The organism is Paenarthrobacter sp. NPDC090520 (genome assembly GCF_044769205.1).
In the GTDB taxonomy this organism is placed as follows: domain Bacteria; phylum Actinomycetota; class Actinomycetes; order Actinomycetales; family Micrococcaceae; genus Arthrobacter.
Map to the genome: position 1 here is coordinate 1 of NZ_JBIVXM010000008.1, position 23,427 is coordinate 23,427.

20 protein-coding genes and 1 pseudogene are annotated in these 23,427 nt (G+C 62.3%); 7 read left to right on the forward strand and 14 right to left on the reverse strand.

Annotated features, from left to right (window positions below):
* Positions 1-120: 120 nt before the first annotated feature.
* From ACIQTZ_RS11560 to ACIQTZ_RS11570, 3 genes are all read right to left on the reverse strand, one after another.
* Positions 121-1,308 (reverse strand): acetyl-CoA C-acetyltransferase, encoded by a 1,188-nt coding sequence (locus ACIQTZ_RS11560; RefSeq protein ID WP_402980576.1) that lies wholly within the window; start codon positions 1,306-1,308, stop codon positions 121-123.
* Positions 1,305-3,389, reverse strand: coding sequence for a 3-hydroxyacyl-CoA dehydrogenase NAD-binding domain-containing protein (locus ACIQTZ_RS11565; protein ID WP_402981112.1), 2,085 nt, complete (start codon positions 3,387-3,389; stop codon positions 1,305-1,307). The genes ACIQTZ_RS11560 and ACIQTZ_RS11565 overlap by 4 nt, the downstream gene beginning before the upstream one ends.
* 83 nt (positions 3,390-3,472) lie before the next feature.
* Entirely contained in the window at positions 3,473-4,216 is a 744-nt protein-coding gene (locus ACIQTZ_RS11570; RefSeq protein ID WP_402980579.1) for a TetR family transcriptional regulator, read from the reverse strand.
* Here ACIQTZ_RS11570 and ACIQTZ_RS11575 point away from each other — a divergent pair.
* The 3 genes from ACIQTZ_RS11575 to ACIQTZ_RS11585 all read left to right on the forward strand — a co-directional run bounded on the left by ACIQTZ_RS11575 (position 4,215) and on the right by ACIQTZ_RS11585 (position 7,384).
* Positions 4,215-4,943 carry a GntR family transcriptional regulator gene (locus tag ACIQTZ_RS11575; RefSeq protein ID WP_402980582.1) on the forward strand — a complete coding sequence of 243 codons (729 nt, stop codon included), beginning with the start codon at positions 4,215-4,217 and terminating at the stop codon, positions 4,941-4,943. The two genes, ACIQTZ_RS11570 and ACIQTZ_RS11575, sit on opposite strands and share 2 nt — an antisense overlap.
* A 186-nt stretch (positions 4,944-5,129) precedes the next feature.
* Entirely contained in the window at positions 5,130-6,245 is a 1,116-nt protein-coding gene (locus ACIQTZ_RS11580; protein WP_402981115.1) for a CaiB/BaiF CoA transferase family protein, read from the forward strand.
* Complete coding sequence (locus tag ACIQTZ_RS11585) at positions 6,224-7,384, forward strand: acyl-CoA dehydrogenase family protein (protein WP_402980585.1); 1,161 nt, start codon at positions 6,224-6,226, stop codon at positions 7,382-7,384. Before ACIQTZ_RS11580 ends, ACIQTZ_RS11585 begins: the two co-directional genes overlap by 22 nt.
* A 289-nt stretch (positions 7,385-7,673) precedes the next feature.
* Here ACIQTZ_RS11585 and ACIQTZ_RS11590 read toward each other — a convergent pair.
* The 9 genes and pseudogenes from ACIQTZ_RS11590 to ACIQTZ_RS11630 form a co-directional block, all read right to left on the reverse strand.
* Positions 7,674-7,907: pseudogene (locus tag ACIQTZ_RS11590) on the reverse strand (L-asparagine permease); the annotation flags it as partial.
* Between the two features lie 120 nt (positions 7,908-8,027).
* Positions 8,028-8,861, reverse strand: coding sequence for an HpcH/HpaI aldolase/citrate lyase family protein (locus ACIQTZ_RS11595; protein ID WP_402980588.1), 834 nt, complete (start codon positions 8,859-8,861; stop codon positions 8,028-8,030).
* Entirely contained in the window at positions 8,858-10,141 is a 1,284-nt protein-coding gene (locus tag ACIQTZ_RS11600) for a methylaspartate ammonia-lyase (RefSeq protein WP_402980591.1), read from the reverse strand. The genes ACIQTZ_RS11595 and ACIQTZ_RS11600 overlap by 4 nt, the downstream gene beginning before the upstream one ends.
* Positions 10,138-11,007: a MaoC family dehydratase N-terminal domain-containing protein gene (locus tag ACIQTZ_RS11605; RefSeq protein ID WP_402980594.1), complete on the reverse strand. Its 870-nt coding sequence runs from the start codon at positions 11,005-11,007 to the stop codon at positions 10,138-10,140. The genes ACIQTZ_RS11600 and ACIQTZ_RS11605 overlap by 4 nt, the downstream gene beginning before the upstream one ends.
* Positions 11,004-12,227, reverse strand: a complete 1,224-nt coding sequence (locus ACIQTZ_RS11610; RefSeq protein WP_402980597.1) for a CaiB/BaiF CoA transferase family protein — start codon at positions 12,225-12,227, stop codon at positions 11,004-11,006. Before ACIQTZ_RS11610 ends, ACIQTZ_RS11605 begins: the two co-directional genes overlap by 4 nt.
* A gap of 28 nt (positions 12,228-12,255) precedes the next feature.
* Positions 12,256-13,710 carry an aldehyde dehydrogenase family protein gene (locus tag ACIQTZ_RS11615; RefSeq protein WP_402980600.1) on the reverse strand — a complete coding sequence of 485 codons (1,455 nt, stop codon included), beginning with the start codon at positions 13,708-13,710 and terminating at the stop codon, positions 12,256-12,258.
* Positions 13,700-14,455, reverse strand: coding sequence for an SDR family NAD(P)-dependent oxidoreductase (locus ACIQTZ_RS11620; RefSeq protein ID WP_402980603.1), 756 nt, complete (start codon positions 14,453-14,455; stop codon positions 13,700-13,702). Before ACIQTZ_RS11620 ends, ACIQTZ_RS11615 begins: the two co-directional genes overlap by 11 nt.
* Positions 14,456-14,658: 203 nt before the next feature.
* A complete protein-coding gene (locus ACIQTZ_RS11625) occupies positions 14,659-15,972 on the reverse strand; it encodes a M20/M25/M40 family metallo-hydrolase (RefSeq protein ID WP_402980606.1) in 1,314 nt (437 codons plus the stop codon).
* A 34-nt stretch (positions 15,973-16,006) separates the two neighbouring features.
* A complete protein-coding gene (locus tag ACIQTZ_RS11630; protein ID WP_402980609.1) occupies positions 16,007-17,329 on the reverse strand; it encodes an MFS transporter in 1,323 nt (440 codons plus the stop codon).
* 289 nt (positions 17,330-17,618) lie between these two features.
* Between ACIQTZ_RS11630 and ACIQTZ_RS11635 the strand changes: the two genes are divergently transcribed.
* From ACIQTZ_RS11635 to ACIQTZ_RS11650, 4 genes are all read left to right on the forward strand, one after another.
* On the forward strand, positions 17,619-18,182 hold the full coding sequence (locus ACIQTZ_RS11635; protein WP_402980612.1) for an Lrp/AsnC family transcriptional regulator: 564 nt from the start codon (positions 17,619-17,621) through the stop codon (positions 18,180-18,182).
* A gap of 1,197 nt (positions 18,183-19,379) precedes the next feature.
* On the forward strand, positions 19,380-20,807 hold the full coding sequence (locus tag ACIQTZ_RS11640) for a glycosyltransferase (RefSeq protein WP_402980615.1): 1,428 nt from the start codon (positions 19,380-19,382) through the stop codon (positions 20,805-20,807).
* 39 nt (positions 20,808-20,846) lie between these two features.
* A complete protein-coding gene (locus tag ACIQTZ_RS11645; RefSeq protein ID WP_402980618.1) occupies positions 20,847-21,533 on the forward strand; it encodes a hypothetical protein in 687 nt (228 codons plus the stop codon).
* The gene (locus ACIQTZ_RS11650) at positions 21,530-21,922 is read left to right on the forward strand and encodes a response regulator transcription factor (RefSeq protein WP_402980621.1); all 393 of its coding nucleotides are present in this window, start codon (positions 21,530-21,532) and stop codon (positions 21,920-21,922) included. The genes ACIQTZ_RS11645 and ACIQTZ_RS11650 overlap by 4 nt, the downstream gene beginning before the upstream one ends.
* 165 nt (positions 21,923-22,087) lie before the next feature.
* Here ACIQTZ_RS11650 and ACIQTZ_RS11655 read toward each other — a convergent pair whose 3' ends face one another.
* Together ACIQTZ_RS11655 and ACIQTZ_RS11660 are read right to left on the reverse strand one after the other, a co-directional pair.
* Positions 22,088-22,885 (reverse strand): response regulator transcription factor, encoded by a 798-nt coding sequence (locus ACIQTZ_RS11655; protein ID WP_402980623.1) that lies wholly within the window; start codon positions 22,883-22,885, stop codon positions 22,088-22,090.
* Between the two features lie 372 nt (positions 22,886-23,257).
* On the reverse strand, positions 23,258-23,407 hold the full coding sequence (locus ACIQTZ_RS11660) for a hypothetical protein (RefSeq protein WP_402980626.1): 150 nt from the start codon (positions 23,405-23,407) through the stop codon (positions 23,258-23,260).
* Positions 23,408-23,427: the final 20 nt, after the last annotated feature.

Below are 23,427 nucleotides of genomic sequence, written 5' to 3' on the forward strand. Positions count from 1 at the left end.
CCTTCACGAAGACCCAGGGCAGCAGCAGGACGATTAGCCATAATCAATCTTCCCAAACACCCAAGCGTCTAGGTATTAACGACACGCGACACTAGGTGTACGGTGCATGAAACCGGAAACCTAGTCACGGAAGAGCAGTAGCGCTTCTCCCTGCCCGCCGCCCCCACAAAGCGCCACGGCGGCTTTGCCCGAGCCGCGACGGCCGAGTTCGTGGGCCGCCGACACCACAACCCGGGCCCCGGATGCCCCGATGGGGTGACCTAAAGCAATGGCGCCCCCATGGATGTTGACCTTATCCATGTCCAGCCCCAGTTCTTTTGCCGATTCAAGCGCCACAGAAGCGAACGCTTCATTGATTTCAACGAAATCCAGATCCGTGGTGGCCCACCCGGCGGTTTCCAATGCCTTGGTGATGGCCCTCGCGGGCTTGTCCGGAAGCGAAGTGTCAGGGCCAGCCACCTGCCCGGGGGATCCCACCACGGCAAGTACCTTCAAGTCATGGTCTTGGGCATAGGCGCGGGTGGTGAGGACCACTGCGGCCGCCCCGTCGTTGAGCGGGGAGGCGTTGCCGGCCGTGACAGTGCCGGTGAGAGAGAACGCCGTCCTAAGTTTGCCGAGCGCTTCAACAGTGGTGTCTGGGCGAACGCCCTCATCGGTCTGAACCAGTTCGGCTTCTCCGCGGCGCCGCGGCACTTTGAGCTGTACGATTTCAGCGTCGAACACACCCGTTGCCTGGGCAGTTGCAGCCCGGTGGTGTGAGGCGGCGGCAACTGCGTCCTGGTCCTGGCGGGCGATGCCCAGCCCATCATTGGCGTGGTCGGTTGCCAAGCCCATGGCCTGTTTATCGAAAGCGTCGGTCAGACCATCGTGAGCTGCGGAATCGATCAGTGGCGCATCGCCGTAAAGGTGCCCGGAACGTGAACCCTTCAAAAGATGGGGAGCGTTGCTCATGGACTCTTGCCCGCCCGCAACCGCCACGTCGACCTCCCCCAGGCGCAACATACGGCTGGCCTCGATGATGGCGCTGAGGCCGGAGAGACACACCTTATTCACGGTGCTCGCATGGGCACCCAAAGGAATTCCTGCAGCAACAGCGGCCTGCCGCGCCGGGTTTTGCCCGGCACCGGCTTGGAGCACGTGGCCCATGATGACCGCCTGGACTGCTTCCGCTGGTACTCCTGAGCCGCCCAAGGCTCCGGCGATGGCAGCACCACCCAGCTCAACTGCGGACAGGGGCGCCAGTTGTCCCATCAACCTGCCCTGTGGGGTGCGCGCGGCACCCACAATCACAACATCGGCGGCGTTCATGAGTTCTCCTTGGTAGGGCGACTTGCTCCGGGACCTACCCGGAGGTTTGGGTGGAAGCTGGTCCCGGCTTCCCTGTCCAGCAAGGGCGTCAGGCCGCCGGTATGGAAAGGGTAGTTGGCGCCGAGGATCATGCAGAGGTCGATTTCCTCAGGACCGGTCACTACGCCCTCGGTCAGCATGGCTGTTACCTCAGCTGCCAGCGCGGCCATGACCTGGTAGCGAACGCCGACGGCGTCGGTTGCCCGGGGTGCTGGCAGGAGGGCAGCAGCGTCAGGTGAGATGGTGCCGTCCTCCGCTAGGTAGCCGTGCAGCCCGGCGGCCACCAGTTCCTTCAGGCTGGAACTGAGAACGAAGCGCTCCGGGTAGGTTTCCTGCATCTTTTCGCAGATGTGCAGTTGGACGGCCGGGCCGATGAACTGCAGCAGCCGTAGGGGCGTCATGGGCAATCCCACAGAATCCAATGCGTGATCGACGGTCAGTGGATCCGCGCCTTGGTCGATAAGCCCCAGCACCTCGCTGAAGAGCCTGGTCAGGATCCGGTTGACGACGAATCCTGCGGTGTCGGTCACCAGGACGGCGATCTTGCGGAGTCGCTTGGCAAGTTCAAAAGCCGTGGCAAGTGTGGCTTCATTGGTGTGCGGCGTGCTGATGATTTCCACGAGCGGCAGGATCGATACCGGGTTGAAGAAGTGGAAACCCACCAAGCGCTCCCGGTGGGCAAGGCCGGACCCCATGGCCTCGATGGAGAGGGAGGATGTGTTGGTGAGCAGCAAGGCACCTGGCCGTACGAGTTGTTCCAGCTCCGTGAAGACCGCTTGTTTCGCCATCAATTCTTCAAAGACGGCCTCAATGACGATGTCGCAGCCGGCCAGATGCTTCTTATCGACGCTACCGGTAACTAGTGCTTGAATTTCCGATGATGTGGCTTCATCCATTTGCTCCCGCTGGACAAGCTTGGCCAGTTGCCCCTCGATCCATTGCAAGGCGCCAGTAACACGATCCTGTGACAGGTCAGTGATCCGCACGGGTACCCGCAGTTGGCGAGCGAATACCAGGGCGAGCTGACTCGCCATCAAGCCTGCGCCGACCACACCGACGGACCGGATCGCAGCGGGTTCCGCCACCGGACGTCCGGCTGGGGATTTACCCAGCGACTGCGTCACGCGGAACGCGTAGATGCTGGCGCGCGCCTCATCCGTAAGCAACAACTCGCCAAAGGCCCGGATTTGCACCTCCGGTGTCGCGGACCCTGCGGCGATGAGTTCCAAGGCCCGGTACGGGGCCGGGGCGGCGCCGTGAAACCGGCCGTCCAGTTGCTTCCTCACATGTGCCAAAGCGGCCGTGTCCGCCGGGAACTTCAGGGCATCCTGTGCCGCGGCATCCTTGGGTTGCGGAATACCGTCGGAAAGAATTGCCGCCGCGAAGTCCAGAGCGGCGGGGAGAAAGTCATCGCCAGGAAGCACGGAGTCCACGAGGCCGAGCTCGGCGGCTGCCGGTGCTGTGAGGCTTTTCCCGGCGAGCGAGTCGGTGACCACCAGTCGAGCTGTGACTCCAGGTCCTAACAGGGCCGCCGTCCGGGGAATTCCGCCCCACCCGGGAAGGAGGCCGAGCCGGACCTCGGGGAAACCGAGTGCTCGCACCGACCGCGAGGCTACGCGGTAGTCGGCGTGCAAGGCGAGCTCGAGGCCTCCCCCCAAGGCTGCACCGTTAATGAAGGCAAAAGAGGGCACCGGGAGCGCCTCGAAGAGCCGGAAGACGTCAAGGCCCCTGCGAGCCACAGCCTCGGCATCCTGGGAGCTCCGGGCAGCTGTCATCTGCTTCAGGTCGGCGCCGGCACAAAATACCTGCCCGGTCCCGGTTATTGCCACGGCATCTACTGCCGAGAGGTCCAGGGCCAGCAGCGCCGCTTCAAGGTTGTTTAGCGACGCCGGGCCAAGACTTGCTGGCCTTCCGGACGGGTTTTCCAGCGTCAGGACAGCGATGGTGTGATCGCCCCGCTGGGCGAAAGCGGTGCGGGTTTCAGTGATGGATTCCTGTGTTGCAGCTCTGGTTTCCCGGTTTTCTTCCCGGGTTGCGGACATTTCAGACACGACGCTCCCTTGCGCGATTTACGATTACGCAAGTTCTACGTGGTACTAAGTTTCAGGTCAAGTGAAACTGCATCTCATGAGATGATTGTCACTTTTTCGCTATTGAACCGCGAGAGTTCTACCGCCTTCTGGATTTTTCTGGCCAAAGCGTCGCCCGTGAGCCCTTGGGGGATGACTGCCACAACCAGCTCCTGGGACGTGTGGTCGCCCAGGACCCCGTGGAGCCGTCGAAGCTCGTCCAGAGCCCCGCGAAGTTCAATTTCGGTTGGTTGGGGCGAGTCCTTCATGAGCCGCCTCAGGAAGTAGTTGTTGGTAGCTACCACCGCAGAGGTGAAGCGGATGCCTTCCAAAGGGCTCATGCCTGGCACGGAACTCCGAAGGTATTGGTTGAAAAGCTGCTCGTAGCGGAAGACCGTGACGAGCTCCTTGTCCCGGAGCGCCGGTACCGCGTTGACCACTTGGTAACGCTGTCGGGCGAGGGATCCTTGGGCCGCATAATGCTCGAAGACCATTACGGCGGCTTCGCACACGGCCAGCCAAGGGTCCTCATCTGCGGCAGCGAGGAACTCTCCTGCCCTCTCCACCAAGTCATCGTGATCGGCAAAGACGACGTCCTCTTTGGACCGGAATTGCCGGAAGAAAGTGCTGCGCGAGATCCCGGAGGCCCGGGCGATGTCAGGCACGCTAGTGGCCTCAAACCCGCGGGCCAGGAACAACTGCACGGCTACTTCGGCGACCTTGGATTTTTCCACCGTCCCAAGGTACCCCGACGGACCACTGCACCAGCCCTTGGGCTGGCCCCCGTAGAATGCCTGCATGAGTAGCATGCAACAGATTGACCACGGCCAATCGCTGACAGTTCAGGTCACCAACATGCTGCGAGCAGCGATCACTTCGGGCGAAATGAATCCTCATGAGCACTTCTCCGCGATCGGTCTGGCCGAGAAACTCGGGGTCTCCCGGACGCCGGTCCGCGAAGCCCTTCAACTGCTCGAAAAAGAGGGCATTGTACGGATCGAGAAGAACCGCGGCGTTCGAGTGCTGCAGATGTCCCTCGACGAGATCGTGCAGATCTTCCAAATCCGCATCATCCTTGAACCGCCGGCAGCAGCCCGCGCCGCGGAAGTTGCCACCGATAACGACCTGGCCCACTTTCTCGTGCTCCACGAGCGGATCCTTGAAGCAGCCGCCCGCGATGACGGCCCGGGGACCCTCCAAGCAGACAAGGACTTCCACCTGTTCCTGATGGAGCTTGCGGGCAACCCCCGGCTGTCCGCGCTGGACAGCGAACTGCGAAACATGGTGTTGGCACACGGCTTGGTCACAATCCCTTCGGCCAGAAGCAGCCAGGATCTGGCCAATGATCGCAAGGACATCCTGGCCGCGTTGGAGGGTCGTGATCCACGGGCGGCTTCGGAAGCCGTCCGTGACCATGTCACGCGCACAGCACGGCTTCTGATCACGGGAGTATGCGCCCAAACTCCCGGCCTCTCGGCGGATGAGTACCTCGCCAAGCTGGAGCACCTCACCAGATTCTCCGGCTGATCGTCGTCCACACTATTTACACCTGATCCAAACTCACCTACAGTTGCATGCAACATACATTAGTAGCATGCAACATACAGACCGAAAGGATGCGACGTGGCATCCCCCAGACCTTCATGCAGCCAGCCATTGGCAGGAATCCGGGTAGCCGATTTCTCCCGGGTCCTGGCAGGCCCCTTGTGCACGATGATGCTGGCCGACTTTGGGGCCGAGGTCATTAAGATCGAAAGCCCGGCCGGTGACGACACCCGCGCTTGGGTACCTCCGGTGGACGGTTACGGCCAAGGTACATACTTCTCCAGCGCCAACCGCAACAAGAAATCTGTGGTCATTGATCTCAAGACCTCAGACGGCTTGGCCTACGCCCGGGAATTGGTTTCCGACTGCGACGTCGTGGTGGAAAACTTCAGACCGGGCATTATGGCCAGGTTCGGCCTCGACTACCAGACTCTGGCAGTCGAGAAGCCGGAGCTGGTGTATTGCTCCATTTCCGGCTTTGGACCAGGCGCAGGCGCTGAACTTCCCGGCTACGATCTCTTGGTCCAAGCGCTCGGCGGTCTGATGAGCATCACGGGGTCGCCCGAGGCCGAACCAAGCAAGGCCGGGGTCGCCTTGGTGGACGTTCTTACCGGACAGAACGCCTTGGCCGGCATCCTGATGGCACTGCGTGTTCGAGACACCACCGGCACCGGTCAGGAAGTCCAGGTGAACCTGCTTTCCTCGCTCCTGGCCGCCCTGGTCAACCAAGGAACAGCGACTCTCGCAACCGGCGACTCCCCCACCCGGATGGGCAATGCGCATCCAAGCATCGCCCCCTACGAAACATTCCGTACGGGCGGTGGACTGCTTGCCGTAGCCGTCGGCAACAACCGCCAGTTCGGTGCCCTCTGCGGCGTCCTGGGGCTGCCCGGACTGGACGAAGACCCGCGCTTCAGCACCAATGAATCCCGGGTGGCCTCACGCGCAGATTTGAAAGGCCTCCTCGAAAAGGCTTTGGAAGCCGACACCGCCGAAAACTGGCAGGAAAAGCTCCTCGGAGCCGGCGTGCCTGCCGGTAAGGTCAACAACGTGGGCGAGGCATTTGAGCTCGGCCACGCCCTGGGCCTGGAGCCTTCCGTCATTGTCGCGGACCCCACCACGGGCCGCATTTCCAGCCAGTTGGCCAATCCCATTCGCTTGTCAGCATCCCCGGCTGCGTACCGTATGGCTCCGCCCACCCTGGGTGAGCACCAAGGCAGCAACTTCACTTCCCATTCCCTAGACGCCGTGAAAGGTCTCCCATGTTCAGCATCAGCGATCTGATTGACTTCGATTCCCTGCTTACCCCGGACGAACAGCAGCTGCGAGATGCGGTCCGGTCCTTCGTGGACGCCGAGATCAAGCCCAACATCGCCAAATGGTACGAATCGGCCACCTTCCCCCTGGAAATCGTGCCGGAGCTTGGCCGGATGGGGCTTCTTGGGATGCACCTGAAAGGCTACGGCTGCGCCGGCGGTTCCGCAGTTGACTACGGTCTGGCCGGGGCCGAACTCGAGGCAGGCGACTCCGGCCTGCGGACCTTCGTTTCAGTGCAGGGATCACTGGCCATGAGCGCGATCTACAAGCACGGCTCCGAAGAACAGAAGCAGGAATGGCTGCCCGCCATGGCCAAGGGCGAGGCTATCGGCTGCTTTGGACTGACCGAACCCACCGCCGGATCGGATCCGGGCGCCATGAAGACGTTCGCCCGTAGAGACGGGAACGCTTGGATCCTCAACGGCTCCAAGCGTTGGATCGGTTTGGCATCGGTAGCCAAGGTCGCTGTCATCTGGGCCCAGACGGAAGAGGGCGTTCGGGGCTTTGTTGTTCCCACCTCCACCCCTGGCTTTACCGCAACGCCGATCGAACCGAAGCTTTCCATGCGCGCCTCCATTCAGTGCGACATTGACCTGGTCGACGTTCGCCTGCCGGAATCCGCAGTGCTGCCGGAAGCCGTGGGTTTGAAGGGTCCATTCACCTGCCTTAATGAAGCACGCTATGGCATCATCTGGGGTGCCATGGGTGCAGCGCGTGATGCCTTCGAAGCAGCACTGGCCTACTCCCAGGAGCGCATGCAGTTCGAAAAGCCCCTTGCCGGCTACCAGCTTACGCAGCAGAAGCTGGTAGACATGGCCCTTGAAATCAACAAGGGCTTCCTGCTCGCGCTGCACCTCGGCCGGAAGAAGGACGCCGGAACGCTGCAGATCGATCAGATTTCCGTGGGCAAACTCAACAACTGCCGCGAAGCCATCAAGATCGCCCGGGAGGCCCGAACCATCCTGGGCGGCAACGGCATTACCTTGGACTACTCGCCGCTCAGGCACGCCAACAACCTCGAGTCGGTCCGGACCTACGAGGGCACCGATGAGGTCCACACACTCATTCTCGGCAACAAGATCACCGGCATCCCCGCCTTCCGCTGACCAGGCGAGACAGGTTACCTCTCACGAGGGCGGTTGCGTGAATATTTGCGCAAGACGAGCAGCGGATAACCCGTTTCCTCTGAAGCTGTGCAAAGGCGTGGCCTGAGTCCCGCGCCTAGCATTGATGGAGCCAGCTTAACGGAATATCGGTTATCGGCGTTCCGAATTGGTCGGGGGAGCGGCCCGAAAATGGCGACTTTTCACCGTCGGACGGGGGTCTGCCGGCGGTTGGCCTGCGTCCGTAGACTGGTGGCCACAGCTACGACGAGGAACAAGGAACAAAAGGTACGCCCAGCGCCCGTAAGACGAAGTAGGCCAGGACGCCGCAAACCGCGTAGGCCAGGAAGAGAGAAGGCCCGGCGGCGGCGAGTCGCCCGCCGGCTCCCAGGAACAGCCCTGTTCCGATGGCACCAGCGATGCCGGTCATTTGGATCTGCCGCGGTTTCAGGCTGTGTTGGTAGCCGGATTGTTCCTGGTAGAAATCCTGTCTGGTGTCTGGTTCTGTTGTCAGTTCACTGCTCATGGTGGGGCTCCTGTTGGGGTTCCAGTGGGGCATCTTTGGCCGGTTTTGGGTGTGCGGATTGCCGGCTGCCGCTGGAGCGGCAGCCGTTCATGGGTGAGCGGTTCGTGGCGCGCTGCGGGGCTATGCCGATGCTGTCTGGGTGGTGAGGATGTTTCGGGCGCGGCGGAGGATGGCTTCGTCGACCATGTTGCCGGCGGTGTCGCGGTAGGCGCCGTGGTTTTCGGTGGCGGCGGCGAGGATGGTGGTGGCCCAGTGGATTTCGTCGGGGGTGGGTGTGTAGACCTCGTGGGTGATGGTTATTTGGGTGGGGTGGATGCAGTCGCGGCCGGTGTAGCCCATGCGTTTGAGGTGTTCGGTGGAGGCGCGGAAGGTGTTGTGGTTGGTGATTTCGGCGCTGACCGGGGCGGCCGGGGGCACGAGTCCGGCGTGCCTGCTGGCGATGACCAGGAGGGAACGGGCGTAGAGGAGTTCTGTTTCTTCGGGTCCTGGGCTGAGTCCGAGGTCGGCGGCGAGGTCCATTTCTCCGATGTGGAGTTGGAAAACCCCCGGGGCGGCGGCGATTTGGTGGATATTTACCAGGGCTGTGGCGGACTCGATCATGGGTGCCAGTGGTTTTGGGTGGTCCAGGTCTTGGAGGAGGTCGTGGGTGTCGGTGACGTCGGCGGGCGTGTCTGCCTTGGGCAGGAAGAATCCGGCCAGGTGGGGGTGGCCGGCCAGGGATCGTAGTTCTTGTTCCCTTCGTGGTCCGGTGTTCACCCGCACCCAGATGGGTGCGGGTGTTTCGGTGAGGGAATCGAGCCAGGAGGTGACGGTGTTCAGTGCCTGGTCTTTGTTGTCTTCGGTGACGGCGTCTTCGAGGTCGGCGATGATCGCTCCGGCGCCGCGGTTGAAGGCTTTGGTGAGGCGTTCGGGCCGGTCGCCGGGGACGTAGAGGTAGCTGGTGGGAGGGATCACAGGCGCTGCTCCCCCGCGGTTTTGCGGTGGGCGTCCAGGCGTAGGGCACGGTTCATTTCGTTGGTGACGATCATGAGGCCTTCGTCGAAGCCCATGCCGGGTTTGGCGAGCATTTGGGTTACGCCGGTGGCGATGCCGATGTGGGTGGTGGTGCGGGCGGAGCGGTCGGTTTCGGCGCAGGTTCCGCCGAGAACGGGGCCGATGCCGTGGGCGTGGCAGTCCAGGATCGCGTCTACGGTGTGGTGGATGGAGCCCAGGTCCGGGGTTTTGATCTGGATCAGATCGGTGGCTGCGGCGACGGCGAATTGGTGGATGTCTTCGGCGGTGTTGGCCCATTCGTCGGCGATGAGCTGGACCCGGGAACCGCGGTTCCGCAATTCAGCCTTGAGGGCTCCCATGAGTTGGATTTGTTCGTCACGGTTGGTGGCGTGGATGGAGTGTTCGATGCGCAGCTGGTGCGGGTCTGCGGCGCGTTCGAGCATCTGGAGGATGTCTGCGGTGCCGGTGATCGAGCCGCCTGCTTCCTGGCCGATCATGCCGTAGACGTCCAGGTGGATGACTGGGCGGTAACCGGGGTCGGTGCTGAGCCGCCGCACGCGGTTCTTGATCCAGGTCACGTACGCTTCGAGGGCGCGTCCTTCTGTTCCGAGGAGGTCGGGGGTGTTGATCAGGCCGTGGGGTATGACGGGGACGTGTTTGAGGATCATTTTGTCGACGTTGTCGTACCGGTCTTCGCCGGTTTGGCCGTAGACCGGTACCGATGCCAGGGCTCCGGGCAGGTCCCATTCGTCTTTGATGACGCGGGCCATGAGGTGGTGTCCGGCGGTGTGGGCGGCGGCGTCCAGGAGGGCCTGGGAGATGCCGTAGGCTGCGGCCCGGCCGAGGCCTTCGATGCTGTTGATTGCTGCTTCGGCCTTTTCGGCGGCGGTGCGGAACGAGGCGACTTCGAGCCCGTGCAGCAGGGGTGCGAGGCGGGTTTCGATGGCTTCGGCGAGGTCTGCGGCGTGGAAGCGGGGTTCGCGGCCGCCGACGCCGGAGTACTGGACGCTGGCGCAGTCGCCGGTGGCGATGTAGCCATCGTCGAGGACGAGTTGGATGGAGACGGACTCGGCCGGTTCGCGGACGGCGTTGTAGCCGGGGGTGAGGGTGGTTCCGTCGTAGGCGGCGCCGTCGCGGCGGGCGCCGGCTTTGATGGCTGCTTGGTCGTCGAAGAAGAAGCCGCCGAATCCTGGCGATGCGATGACGTCGACGATGGTGCGCGGGGTGTGTGGTGTGGTCATGGCCGTCGTGCCTCCGGGGTGAGGACCGCTGTGGCGGTCATGGTTTGTGTGCCGTTGCTGAAGGCTGCGAGTTCGGCGACGCCGGGCTCGGTGCTGCTGCGGTAGCGCAGCTGGAGCGGGGCGTTGTCGAAGGCCGGGGCGGTGGAGCGGAACGTGAAACTGGTGGGTCGGTGGTTGGGCAGCACCAGGGACAGGGCGTCTGCGAGCAGGACCGCTTGCAGGGGTCCGTGGACCACGAGGCCCGGGTAGCCTTCGGTGTTGACTGCGTAGTCGCGGTCGTAGTGGATGCGGTGGGCGTTGTAGGTAAGAGCCGAGAACCGGAACAACAAAGCCGGGTCGATGTCCACCGTCCGGCCCCATTCCCATCCGGTATCCGGATCGGTGACACCGGCACTGCGTGGCCCTGCCCCGCCGGTCCTGGACGGGGCGGGGACCGGGTTCTTGTAGACGATGTCGTTGCGGTCATCGAGTTCACCGGTAGGGCCGGTGATGGTGTGTTCGACGGTCACGAACATAAGCTCTCCTGACCGGCCGGACTTGTGCTGAACATCCGTCACGCTCGACTTGCGGGTCAGCGGATCACCGACCCGTGGCGGCTTCGTGACCGTGACGTGCCCGCCAGCGTACATCCGCTGCCTGCCACCAGTCGGCGGCAGGAACGCGCCCGTGACCGGATGACCATCCGGGCCAAGATCAGACTGACGGGCCTGAGGCAGGAAAGCCAACCAATGCCACAACAACGGCAACGGATCCCCCCGCCTCGGCGCACGCCCGCCAGTATCAAGCAAATCATGCAACGCAGTGGCCGCCGCGACCGACACCACATCCCGACGCTCAACAGCACTCGCCACCCACCCACCAGTCACGGGATCACCGCCGGTTCAGGGGCTTTGCCGAAAGCCCCGCACGCGCGGGCTGCTTCGATGGCTTCGGCGTCCAATCCAGCCAGCTCGGCGATGACGGTCTCTGTGTGCTCACCACGTTGCGGCGCCCGGGTCGGGTGCACGGTTTCGTTGCCGACCTTCACCGGGGAGGCGATGGTCTTGACCGTGCCGTAGACGGGATGTTCTGCCTCGACGATCATGCCGCGGGCTTTGATCTGTGGGTCGTTGAAGGCCTGGGCTACCGTGTTCACTTCCCCGGTCGGGACCGCGGCTGCGGTCAGGGCGCCGACCCAGTGGGCGACTGTCTTGGTGATGAAGATGCCTTCGAGGATTTCCAGGAGTTCGGCGGAGTTTTTCTGCCGGTCGGCCAGGCGCCGGTAACGGGGGTTTTCTGCCAGGTCGGGTCGTCCGATGACCTGGGTGATGCGCTGCCAGAACTTCTCTTTGGCTGCGGCAATCACAAACCACCCGTCGGAGGCTTCGAAGGCCTGGAAGGGCACCACGGACGGGTGGGCTGAGTGGCGGGTCCGGCGTGGTTCGAAGCCTGCGTTTAGGTGCCACACTCCTGGGTAGGTGAGCATGCCGATGGCGGTGTCGTAGAGGCTGACATCGCAGTCCATGCCGATGCCGTCCCGCTTGGCGGCGTGGAGACCGGCCATGAGGGCCAGCGCGGCGACGTAGCCGGTGGAGAAATCGACGATCGACAGGCCCGACTTCGTGGGTGGGCCTTCCGGTTCTCCGGTGATGTCCATCCAGCCGGTCAGGCCTTGGATGACATAGTCGTAGCCCGGCTCCGCCCGTCGCGGGCCGGTCATGCCGTAGCCGCTCAGTGAGCAGCAGACGATGGCTGGGTTCAGCTCTTTGAGATCGTCGTAGGTGATGCCGATTTTCGCTGGCACGTCACCGCGCATGTTGGAGTAAACAGCGTCTGAGACGGTGACGAGTTTATTGAAGATCTCCCGGCCGGCGGGAGAGTTCAAATCAAGGGAGATGGACTTCTTGCCCCGGTTGAACGTTTCGAAGAACAATGAGTCCTCGCCCTCGGCGTAGGGCGGGACGTAGCGTCCGACGTCGCCTCCGAAGCTGGGGTCTTCAATTTTGATGATTTCCGCGCCAAGGTCGGCAAGGTGTGAGGTTCCGAACGGGCCGGCCCCGAATTGTTCCAGGGAAAGGATGCGGATTCCTGCCAGGGGAAGAGTCACGGGTATTTCTCCTTTGATGTCGTGACGTTTAGGCGTGGGCGGTTTCGCTGACCAGGCGCAGTTGGGTGAAAGCGAGGATGCCTTCGAGGCCGCCTTCGTAGCCATAGCCGCTGTTGCCCAACCCGCCCAGGGGGACGTCCGGCAAGGACGGTGCCGTCTGGTTGACGCCGATGTTGGACGCGTTCAGTTTCGCGACCACGGTGTTGCGCACCGAGATGGTGTCCGTGAACAGGTACGCGGCAAACGAGTACGGTGCAGCGTTGGCCTGGGTGATGGCATCGTCCAGGTCAGAGAAGGGAACCACGGCGCACAGCGGACCGAACGGTTCTTCTGTCATGATGTCCGCTTCGGCAGGAACGTCGGAGAGCACGGTGGGCTGGAAATAGAAGCCTGGCCGGTCGAGGGTTTCGCCGCCGGCTTCGACGGTTGCTCCCTTGTCCCGGGCGTCCTGAACCAGGTGCGCCAGAGCGTCGATGCGTCCCTGGTGGGCCACGGCCCCCATGGTGGTGCCTTCTTCGTTGCCGTGTCCGAGTGTGTACGACTCGGCCTTCTTCACGAGCGCCTCGACGAAGTCCCGGTACAGGCTCTCGTGGACGAAGTAGCGGCTCGGTGCCACACACGACTGCCCGGCGGAGCCAAACTTCGCTGGTGCGGTCGTGGCGATCACGTGCTCAATGTCGGCATCTTCCCACACGATCACCGGGGCGTGCCCGCCCAGTTCCATGACCGGGCGGATCAGGTTCGGCGCAGCGAGTTCAGCGAGCCTCTTGCCGACAGCGGTGGAGCCGGTGAAGGTCAGGGCCTTGACTTCCGGGGCTGCCAGGATCTGTTCGGACACGGCCGCGGAATCCCCGAAGACCAGATTGACGACGCCCGCGGGAAGGCCTGCGTCGATGAGGACGTCCATGATGAGACGGGCGGTCGCGGGACAGAAATCGGATGCCTTCAGTACCACGGTGCAACCGGCGGCCAGGGCTGCGCCGAGCTTGCGGGTGATCAGCACCGCGGGGAAGTTCCATGCGGTGATCGCTGCCACGACACCCAATGGCGTCGGGGTGGAGCGGCGGGTGCTGCCCGGGGCGATTCCCGGGAAGATCGTTCCCTGGACGCGTCCGGCGTGCTCGCCGTTCCATGCCAGGGTCTGGATCGAGCGAAGGATTTCGCCCCGGGCGTCGGCCTGGGTCTTCCCGGTTTCCAAAAGGATGGTGGCCGCGGCCTCATCGAGCCGATGCTCAAGCAGACGGGCGGCCGTCTTCAGGATTTCTCCGCGGCTGCTGGCCAGCATGGTGCTCCAAGCGGGAAACGCTTTCGACGCGGCGGCGATGGCTGCCTGGACCTGGTCGAAATCGGCCATCGAAACAGCGCCAACGGTTGAGCCGTCACCGGGGTCGACATTGGGACGGTTGCCGGCGTTGCCGCGAACCCATGCGCCGTCGATGAACAGGTCAGCGTTCATGTTCGGTGTGACGGGATTAGCGGACATAGCTGGCTCCGTTAACGTCGATGGTGGTTCCGGTGGCGTGCTTGGCCAAGCCCGTGGCCAGGAAAGCGATGACGTTGGCGATGTCCTGCGGCTGGGCCACTTCACCCAGGCCGGTCTGCTCGGCTGCTGCCTGAACGCCGACGCTTTCAGCGAAGACCTTGTTAAGGGAGGTGTCAACGTAGCCGGGTGCGATAGCGAAGGCGGTAACGCCCTGGCGGCCGTTCTGGCGGGCGATGGTACGGGTCATCGCCACAACACCGGCCTTGGCGGCGGCGTAGTGCCAGTAGTCCGGGTCCTCGCCGCGGAACGCGGCCCGTGAGGCAAGGTTGATGATGATTCCGCCCTTTTCCTGGTCCGTGTAGGTCTTCACGGCTTCCTTGCAGAGGATGGCCGGCGCCTTCAGGTTCACGGCCAGGGACAGGTCCCACACGGAAATCCAGTCCTCAAGGTGCGCCTCGATCGGGGCCGGTGGATAGATACCAGCGTTGTTGACCAGAACATCGATCCGGCCGTGCACAGCCAGCGCGTCCGCCCATAGGCGTTCGGTTTCCTTGGCATCTGCCAGGTTGGCAGTGAGCGTTGTTGCGGCGTAGCCGAGTTCGGCGGCGAGAGCGGCTACTGCATCGGCGTTGACGTCGTGGAGGATGACCTCGCCGCCGCCCGCGACGACCGTCCGGGCAACAGCGGAGCCAATACCGCCGGCGGCTCCGGTAATAAGAACAATGCGACCGTCGAGCTGGGTCATGAATCCGACCTTTCTTGTTTGAGGATCAAAACCAAGGACTGTTGGAGGTTTTAATCGATATTACGAAGTTAAGTGTACGTGAATACTGTCATATGACAAGACTGGAGATGTATGAGCTTACATTTGATTCGGCGAGTGGTGTCTGGTTTCTAGGGCTGCTTGGGGGCGGTGGGTTCGCCCCACTCTTGCTGACGCGCCCGTTGCTATGCCTGCAGGAGGAGCTGGGTGAGAACGCTGGTTCCTTTTGATAGCGATTCGAGTGGGACTCTTTCGTTCTCGTTGTGGAACATTCCGGCAAAGTCGAAGGAAGGAGGCAGCTGCAGCGGGACGAAGCCGTATCCTGCTATGCCCAACTTGGCGAAGGCCTTGTTGTCGGTCCCGCCGGGCATGAGATAGGGGATCACGGTCGCGCCCGGGTCGTGGTCGAGGATCGCGCGGGACATTGTCTCCATCAACCGGCCCGTGTTCGGCGCCTCGATGCCGTCCAGTCGCTTGAGGACCTCCACGCGAATATTGGTCCCCACGATCGATTGAATGGCTTTGATAACCCGGTCTTCTCCTCCGGGCAACGTTCTGACGTCGACGAGCGCTTCGGCATAGGCGGGGATGACATTGTGCTTCGCGCCGCCACGGATCACAGTGGTGTTGGCCGTGGTCTTCAGCGAGCCATGAATGAAGCCGGATGCTCCACTGGCCAAGACGATGGATTCCGCATCCCCGGGTGAGGCCTGGGTTCCCAGGAGCGAAGCCAGGGCACTGACCAGGGCTTCGGTGGTCCGCGTAAGCTCGATCGGCCACTCGTGGTTTCCCAGCCGGGCGATCGCTTCAGCAAGCTGCAGCACGGCGGTGTCTTTGATCACCCGTGAACCATGGCCGGGTTCTCCCGTGGCGGTGAGTCGGAGCCAGATCAGGCTCTTTTCGGCTGTTTGGACGAGGTAGGCGCGGCGGCCACGGATGTCGATGGAGTATCCGCCGACTTCGCTGATTGCCTCCGTAGCACCGGCGAAGAGTCCAGGATGATTGTCCACGAGATGGTGGGCTCCGATCCGCCCGCCGTCTTCTTCGTCCGCAAGAAAGGCCAGAACCAGGTCCCGATCGGGCGTGCGTCCGGTGGAGAGCATGGCCTCGAGGGAAGCGAGGATCATTGCGTTCATGTTCTTCATGTCCACGGCCCCGCGGCCCCAAAGCACACCATCGTGTATTTCGCCGCCGAAGGGATCGACATGCCACCCATCCGTTTCGGCGGGAACGACATCCAGGTGCCCGTGCGCGAGCAAGGCCCCGCGTCCCGGGTTCCTGCCCCTGACCCTTGCGACCACGCTGGTCCGGCCGGGTTCGGGTTCATAGCACGTCGTTTCCACTCCCAGTCGCTGCAGGAAGGCCTCGACGTATCCGGCGGCCTGGTCCTCACCCCTGGAGCGTCCATCACCATAGTTGCTGGTATCGAAACGGATGAGGTCTCGTGCGATGGTTCCCGTGAGATCCAATGGGTCCTTCTCGGCTGCGGTCACTGCCATTGTGTCCTCGTTTTCTGCTGGGGCTGGTTGCCGGTTACTGGTCGATGTAGAGGTGCCCGCGCTTCACGGCAAGCCGGTAGACGATGACACTGAGCAGGGACAGGACGGCGACGTAAACCGGGAAGACCCAGAAAAGATCGTTTTGGCGGAGGAAAACGACAAGGTAGGAAGCCGTACCGCCAAAAATGGCTGCGGCCAGGGCGTAACCCAGGGCGACGCCAGTGGTGCGGGCACTCTTGGGCATCAGCGTCGTTGCGATGTAGTTGTACAAACCCATGTTCAGGCCAACAGCGAGACCCCCGACGATCATCACCATCGCGTACGTCCCCAACCCCGGTTCCGTGTACAACAGCACGGAGAAAACTGACGGAATCAGTAAGAGCCGGACGATGACGAAGACCCGAGGGGACCCAAAGCGATCCGAAAGCCGACCCACCAACGGGCCTGCAACAATCCACAGCAAGCCCATCGCGACGAGGACCCCGAAAACGCCTGTCGGGTTCTCTTTATAGACGGAGTTCGCAACAGCCGGAAGACCCGTGATCCAGGCATAATTGGCGACGGTGATCGCGCCAATAACCAGGACAACGGCCGCCAGCGCCAGCCGCACCTGCCACAGCGCCTTCCATACACCACCAGTGGTTGCCTTGATCTCGTGAAGCTGGTCCTGCTTGTGGTCAACAGCCGCGAAAAGGGTCTCGGGCAAGCTGCTGCGCAAGAACACGACGACCACACCCAGGACACCACCAATAAGGAACGGGATCCGCCATCCCCATTCGGCCATGGTTCCGGACGGAACCATGGCGCTGACAGCGAAAGCGACAACGCCGGAACCCACGATGCCAACCTGGAGGAAAGTCCCGTTGACCAAGCCCAGGTAGCGGCCCCTCGCGTTCTCTGGGGCCAATTCAATGGCCACTGCATTGGCCACGCCGGCTTCAGCGCCGGTGGCCATACCCTGGACCAGTCGAAGTATCAGGAGGACGACTCCGGCCGACACTCCCAGGGTCTCGAAGGTGGGCAGAATTCCGATAATCAGCGACGTCGCGGACATGGCACCGACGGCCAAAAGCATCACCCTTTTATGGCTGACGCGGTCGGCGACCGGTCCCAGAACCACGGCACCAAGTGGGCGGGCGATGAAGCCCGCACCAAAAACCGCCAAGGCCGAGAGCGTGGACGTAACCGGGTTCTCAGAAGGGAAAAAGTGAGGAGCAAGGAACGCGGCCATCAGGCCGTAGATGTTCCAGTCGTACCACTCCAGCGCCACACCACCACCCAGGCCTGCCGTAATGCGCTTCGAAGGAATGGCACGAGGTCCCACCACCACAACCGACGACTGTTGAGCACTACTCATCTATGTATCTCCTGCTGTTTGGGCGCGCCGGACTCCGGCGCGCGAGGATGTAAGTGAAGTCAGACCCATGTGATGGACGTCATGGGTGTAAAGTGAGGTTAATCATAGCCTTTCAAATGAAAGATGCAAGAAGCAGCACGCTTACACAGGATAGATTTGTATGCTTTCCGCTTTATTCCGTTGCCGATTCCAAGCGCCACGGCAATGCCAATGAGCTTGGGGTGGTCAAGGGAACGTACAGTGGAGACTGACCAGGCGGCGCCGCCGCTGACCCGAAAGGTGGAGCACCGTGGACCAGAGCACAATCAACCGCGAAGGCGCATCTCTCGCGGGCGTACGACGGGTGACCGCGCCTACCGTCACGCCAACACCCCTGGACGAGCTCGACCTGGCCCTGCTCAAGGAACTGGTCACAGACGCCAGGGCTTCCCAGCGAACGCTGGCCGCCACCCTTGGCGTTTCCGCACCCACGATCGGCGAACGCATGGCACGCCTCGAACGGACAGGCGTCATCAGGGGCTACTCCGCCCAAGTGAACTGGAGCGCAGTCGGGTTCACGGAAATAGTGTTTCTATCCGTCACAGCCTCAGAGGGCAGCGACGTCGCCGAAATCATGGCCCAGCTTTGGGAAATCCCCGAGGTGCAGGACGTAAACTTGGTCACCGGCAATCTGGACTTGCTGGTCCGGCTCCGCGTCCGGGATAACAACCACCTCAAGGCCCTGCTAATGGATAAAATCTGGCAGATCGCCGGCACCCAAGGGACATCGACAATGATGACCGTCGCTGAAATGCCCCCCAAAGCCTTCGCCCAAGACCTGATTACCCAGATGCAAAACCTTCAGCGGCCCTAACCGGAACTCTCCGCACGCCCATGAGACCATCCCGACGTGCGCGACAGTCCTCCACCGATCGATACACGTTGACAGGGTTCCCCAAACCACCTCGCATTCTCTGGCTTCTTCGTGGAATCCCGCCCACTTCTGATTGCGAGAGCACAATTTGTGTCTAATCACCGGCGCCCTGCCCATCGTTTCCTTCAGTCAACAGCGGTAAAGATCGTTGGCTGCAAAGAACAGCTATCTCTCCACCCGGTAAAGGCTCACAACCAAGCGTGCAGGGCTTCCACTCGCAACAAATGTCCCCTCGCCTTCAACGGATCTGAAAGCTAGAAGTACACCCCAACCTGACGTCGAAGCCGGTTGACGTGGGAGGACTTGGCGCGAGGGTGAGGGTCCAACAGTTCTTCGGCACCCCGCTGCAGTGACGATATGCGCCGACCCCGCTGGGGCGGCATCTCAGGGCGTGCAGTTTTTGGGGCCGTTTCGGCCGTTCGGGGTCTTCCTCGCCGGGTTTTTCTTGTCCTGGGACTGTCAGGTTGGGATCTAGGAGCGTTGGGATCCGCTGTCAGGGAAATGGAACTTTGCTCTATTCTGACACCAGCGCACGAGGGCCGCAGCGGCCCCCGGATCGTCAGGGCCCGAGGACCCAATGGCCGGAGCGTAGTCGTGAAGTGACTGCGAGCCTTCACGGGCCTACCTGCTTCGCTGTGCCGGGCATAACGAATCGACCTGCACGCCGCGGCCATCAACGAAGCCGAACGTCCCCATGAGGACATGTTCGGGGAGTCCGGGATCAGGATCGACAAGGAATCAGATTGGATGCGGGGCAACAGCAATACGGGAATCCATGGGCCGGGTTGATCGGAGCGCTCCGGGCTTCTGCGAACGGGCTCACCGGGAGGTAGTGAGCTTGGTCCTTCAACGTTCCGTTGATGACAAAGGTATCTCCTGAGTAATCACTGACCCGGGCGACCGGCGCCGCTGGACCCGGGGCCTGCCGCCGAGACGCTGCGGGAAAGCTGGACTCAAATGGCCGGTGCGTTTGCGGGTAAGCCTGTGGGCGTCCCCTGCTCTCGTTTGTAGTGTTGAGCGAATTTTGAGGCACCTTTCCAAACTCTTAAGGACTTCCTAACGGGTTTCGTGGTGGGATCTTGAGGGTGGTTTTCCAGACTGGGTTGCAGTTAGCCAATCGATCAGTGGAGAGCCGTCATGACCGTCGTTTCGGATCATCAGCACGAAACCCCGTACCTGTCCGTCCTGCGCCCAACTGCCCAGGAGCAGAACACCTCCCGGGCACCTATAGCGTGCGTCATTCCCGCCTATAACGAGGAAGAGACGATCGCGGAAGTCTTGACCTCGCTGCTGAACCAGACCCGGTTGCCGGATGTCATTCATGTGGTTATCAACAATTCCGATGACGAGACGTTCTTCATTGCCAGGGAGTTCGCCGGCCCACATGAGCGCACCTACCGGGACCTGACTCAGCTGACCGAGGTCTTCGTTCACGACATCGGCGTGAACAAGGACAAGAAAGTCGGGGCGCTGAACTACGGGTTCGCCCAGGTCTGCGACGACTTCGACTACTTCCTCGGAGTTGACGGTGACACGGTAGCTGACCCTTACGCCGTGGAGCATCTGGAGAAGGAGATCCTCAGTGACCCACGCATCGGCGGGATCTCAGCGATCTACACCGTCGCCGAGATGGAAAAGAAGCAGAGCCTCACCGCAGCGTTTCTCACCGCCGGCCAGCGCGCGCAATTCGCCGCCTTCAACATGGACAACCTGCTCCGCGGACGGAACATGGCGGTCCTGGGCGGGCAGTTCTCCCTCTTGTCCATGGAGGCCCTGAAAAACGTCATGGTCGAGAACCGGCAGGCCACACCCTGGGTCAAAGACTCGGAAGTGGAAGACTCTTTGTTGTCCTTGCAGATTAAGAATCTCGGGTACGCCACCAAAATCTCCGCCCGTGCCCGCGCCGCTGTCGGTGGCATGACCACCCTCCGCTCCTTGGATGGTCAGCAGGTGAAGTGGAACTACGGGGCCATCGACCTGATGTGGCCCGGACAGCGAAGCAACACCCCGGGCCAGCCCCTGCACCCGAACCTTCGGCTGAGGTGGAGCGAGAACATCTCCATGGTCGTCAACATCCTCACCCGCATCTCCTTCCTGATGCTCCTGGCCGCCTCGCTGAGCATCCACGCCTACGTGTTCTACCCGGTCTGGCTGATCCCGCCAGTCGTCGCGATCATCCTGAATCTTCGCATCGCGTTGTCCATTAAAGGCAAGACCGGCCACGACATTGCTTTCGCCCTGCTGGGCTTCCCCGCCGAGGCGTACCTGTGGCTGCGGATGGGTCACTTCGTCAGAGCCTGGTCCAAGTTCTTCGCCCGGAACGAAACGGACAACTGGGCCGCCCAGGCTCGCGCCGAACGAGGGGCCGGCTCAGCGCACCTCATGCCCGCCATCGTGCTGGCCGTCATCGCAGCGGGGCTCGTGTTCGCCTGGCTGAACATGCCCGTGAACGTCCAGTCAGCCATCCTCTCGGTGGGCTGGCCCGTCCTCTACATCACCACCATGGTCCAGACCGCCTTCATGCTCCGCAAAGCACTCCGCGGGCACCGCGGCTTCCACGCCTAACCCGGGCCAGTCACCCCGCCAGCTCTTCGAAGGAGAACCATGGACACCACCGGCAGCCCCCGGCACCGCACTCCCAAACACGCCACCCTTGCCTCCAAAGCGCTCATGGTCCTGTTCATAGGGATCGTCCTGACTGTATCTGGATGCTCCATCCCGGGCCTGCCCGGACCGACCGGCGCCCCGGCCGCCGAGCAAGTTGAACCGGCCGCAGCAGTCACACCCGCCCCCGAACCACAGCCCACCACACCCGCCACACCGACAATTACCGGTGAGATGGCCAGCGGCGCGCTCACCCACAAACTCGGCGCGGCCGGCAACCAACTCGTCATCGACTACTGGACGGACGAGAACCCACGCACCTGGACCGCTGAAAGGTCCCCGGTCATCCGGCTCAGCGCCACAGTCACAGGGTCAACAGAGAAGACCACCATCAAGGTCACCCGCTTCAACGCCCGCATCGACTCCACAAGCACGACCCTTGCCAACGACACCGGAGACTTCGCCGTCGACGCACCCCATTCCTACACATCCAGCATCGTCATACCCGGGGACGCCTCCGCGGTCAGCACGCGGGTCCTCTTCACCTTCGACCTGCTCACCGAAACATCCCCCCACAGCGGTACGTATACCCGCCAGACGGTGGTCGATACCCTCACCCTCCAATTCGCCGTACCGGTCTCCCCCACACCGGCACCCACCTCAGCGACGAACCAGGCATCCCCATGAACAATCCCTTCGCCGTCGTCATCGAGGACGACCCGGACCTCGGCCAACTGATCGGGACCGTGCTCGAAACCATGGGCTACACCGTTCACATCGCCACAACCGGTCCGGCCGGAGTCCAAGCCGTGACCGAGCACCGGCCCTCCATGATCACCACCGATCTGGGGCTACCCCATCTCGGTGGCGCAGCCGTCACCGCGGCAATCCGCGAAACCACCGACGCCCCGATCCTGGTTATCAGCGCCAGCAACGACCCCGGACAGGTCGAAGATGCCTTGACGGCAGGAGCAAGCGGTTACCTCCTCAAGCCATTCAACTTATGCACCCTCAGAACCCGCATCGATGCCCTTCACCATGGGGCGGCACCTGCCCCGCAACAATTGCGCTCGTGAGCGGTGCGCCTCTTATGTGCAGGTGGAAGCTGAAAAGGAATCCTTAGACAGGTTGTCCCGCGAAGCTGATAGCGGACACGAACGCGAAGAACCGGCACTGGTGAGGTCGGTTGAGGACGTGCTTAAAGCCGGCGGGTGCTTTTGGGAACAGGACCCATAAGGCTGCTACCGCCGTGGGGCGAGGCGGTAGCCGACGCCGCGGACAGTCTCGATCCACCGCGGCGTCGCGGCCGAGTCGCCAAGCTTACGGCGAAGGTTGGTCACGTGGACGTGGAGCGCGCGACCGTCGGAGTCACTCCAATACCCGGCATCAGCACCGGGCTGGTCATGGAGAATATCCGTGAGTTCCTCTTTGGTGAGAACATTTCCGGCAGCCTTCAACAAGGCATGCAGCAAATCAAACTCCGAACGAGTCAAACCCACCTCGTTACCGTCCAACGAGACACTATGGCCTTCAACATTCATCCGCACATTGTTATGTTCCAGGATCTCCGGGGGCGGCGTCGACGCCCCGTCGTCGGCAACGAGCCGCGGCTGGACGAAGGATGCGGCTATGCGGCTGCCGGCCCGTGCACGTGGACGTCGCAGCAGCGCCTCGACCCTGTACCGGAGCTCCCGCGGCCGGAAGGGCTTGGTGACATAATCATCAGCCCCTGCCTCAAGTCCAAGAAGCGTGTCCAGTTCCTGAGTCCGGGCGGTCAACATCACGATGTAGGCGTCGCTGAAAAGCCGCACCCTGCGGGCCACCTCAAAACCATCAATGTCAGCCAACCCCAGATCCAAGGTGACTACGTCAGGCTGTGCGGCGCGGACTCCTTCAACGCCTTCAACGCCAGAGTCGAAAGTATGCACCGAAAACCCGGCGGCGGTGAAAATCTCCGCCAAAGCAGCCCGGATATCCGCCTCATCCTCAATGATCACCGCTGTTCGGGACCAACGGCCAGGCTGCACAATTCCATCCACGGCAACTCCCCACAGAAACCAAGCATGCGTAACTCTTGGATCGCACACTAGCACCAGGACCAAATGGAAAGGACCGTTTATCGGAACCCTCCCGCCCATGACGACTTCATGCGCTCAACAATCAGCGGCCCTGCCCCCCTCACAGGTTCACGGAATCACGGTTATCGGCCTTTGACATTGGAGAGGAAGACCGGCAAATGGTTTACCGGCTGACAACGAGGTCCCGGAGACCTGGCTTGCGGGCCGTGACCTTTTGTTCTGGTCTAAAAGCTGCGTTGTTCTGAACTGATGAGGGTCCGTTGGTATGGGTCCCAGCCGGGTGGGAGGAGTTGGGACCGCTCGGTTGTGCTGCGGACTTCGGTGAAGATTCCGCTACGCGAGGACGTGATAAGCCAGGGATCCCGAAGCCCGGTGCGGTTGCCCTTCCTTAATGGCGCGTGCCATTTCCAGGACGCCTACGCCCCAGCCAGCTGCCTGTCCGGAGCTGATGATGGTTTCAACCTCCGCAGCTCCGGGGGGCATGAGCCGGACGTCCCCAAGAA

Excerpts from the sequence above, each read along its gene's own strand:
- ACIQTZ_RS11560 (WP_402980576.1), bottom strand. The coding sequence starts at position 1,308 with ATGAACGCCGCCGATGTTGTGATTGTGGGTGCCGCGCGCACCCCACAG.
- ACIQTZ_RS11565 (WP_402981112.1), bottom strand. The coding sequence starts at position 3,389 with ATGTCCGCAACCCGGGAAGAAAACCGGGAAACCAGAGCTGCAACACAG.
- ACIQTZ_RS11575 (WP_402980582.1), top strand. The coding sequence starts at position 4,215 with ATGAGTAGCATGCAACAGATTGACCACGGCCAATCGCTGACAGTTCAG.
- ACIQTZ_RS11570 (WP_402980579.1), bottom strand. The coding sequence starts at position 4,216 with ATGCAGGCATTCTACGGGGGCCAGCCCAAGGGCTGGTGCAGTGGTCCG.
- ACIQTZ_RS11580 (WP_402981115.1), top strand. The coding sequence starts at position 5,130 with ATGATGCTGGCCGACTTTGGGGCCGAGGTCATTAAGATCGAAAGCCCG.
- ACIQTZ_RS11585 (WP_402980585.1), top strand. The coding sequence starts at position 6,224 with ATGTTCAGCATCAGCGATCTGATTGACTTCGATTCCCTGCTTACCCCG.
- ACIQTZ_RS11600 (WP_402980591.1), bottom strand. The coding sequence starts at position 10,141 with ATGACCACACCACACACCCCGCGCACCATCGTCGACGTCATCGCATCG.
- ACIQTZ_RS11615 (WP_402980600.1), bottom strand. The coding sequence starts at position 13,710 with ATGTCCGCTAATCCCGTCACACCGAACATGAACGCTGACCTGTTCATC.
- ACIQTZ_RS11620 (WP_402980603.1), bottom strand. The coding sequence starts at position 14,455 with ATGACCCAGCTCGACGGTCGCATTGTTCTTATTACCGGAGCCGCCGGC.
- ACIQTZ_RS11625 (WP_402980606.1), bottom strand. The coding sequence starts at position 15,972 with ATGGCAGTGACCGCAGCCGAGAAGGACCCATTGGATCTCACGGGAACC.
- ACIQTZ_RS11630 (WP_402980609.1), bottom strand. The coding sequence starts at position 17,329 with ATGAGTAGTGCTCAACAGTCGTCGGTTGTGGTGGTGGGACCTCGTGCC.
- ACIQTZ_RS11640 (WP_402980615.1), top strand. The coding sequence starts at position 19,380 with ATGACCGTCGTTTCGGATCATCAGCACGAAACCCCGTACCTGTCCGTC.
- ACIQTZ_RS11645 (WP_402980618.1), top strand. The coding sequence starts at position 20,847 with ATGGACACCACCGGCAGCCCCCGGCACCGCACTCCCAAACACGCCACC.
- ACIQTZ_RS11650 (WP_402980621.1), top strand. The coding sequence starts at position 21,530 with ATGAACAATCCCTTCGCCGTCGTCATCGAGGACGACCCGGACCTCGGC.
- ACIQTZ_RS11660 (WP_402980626.1), bottom strand. The coding sequence starts at position 23,407 with ATGCCCCCCGGAGCTGCGGAGGTTGAAACCATCATCAGCTCCGGACAG.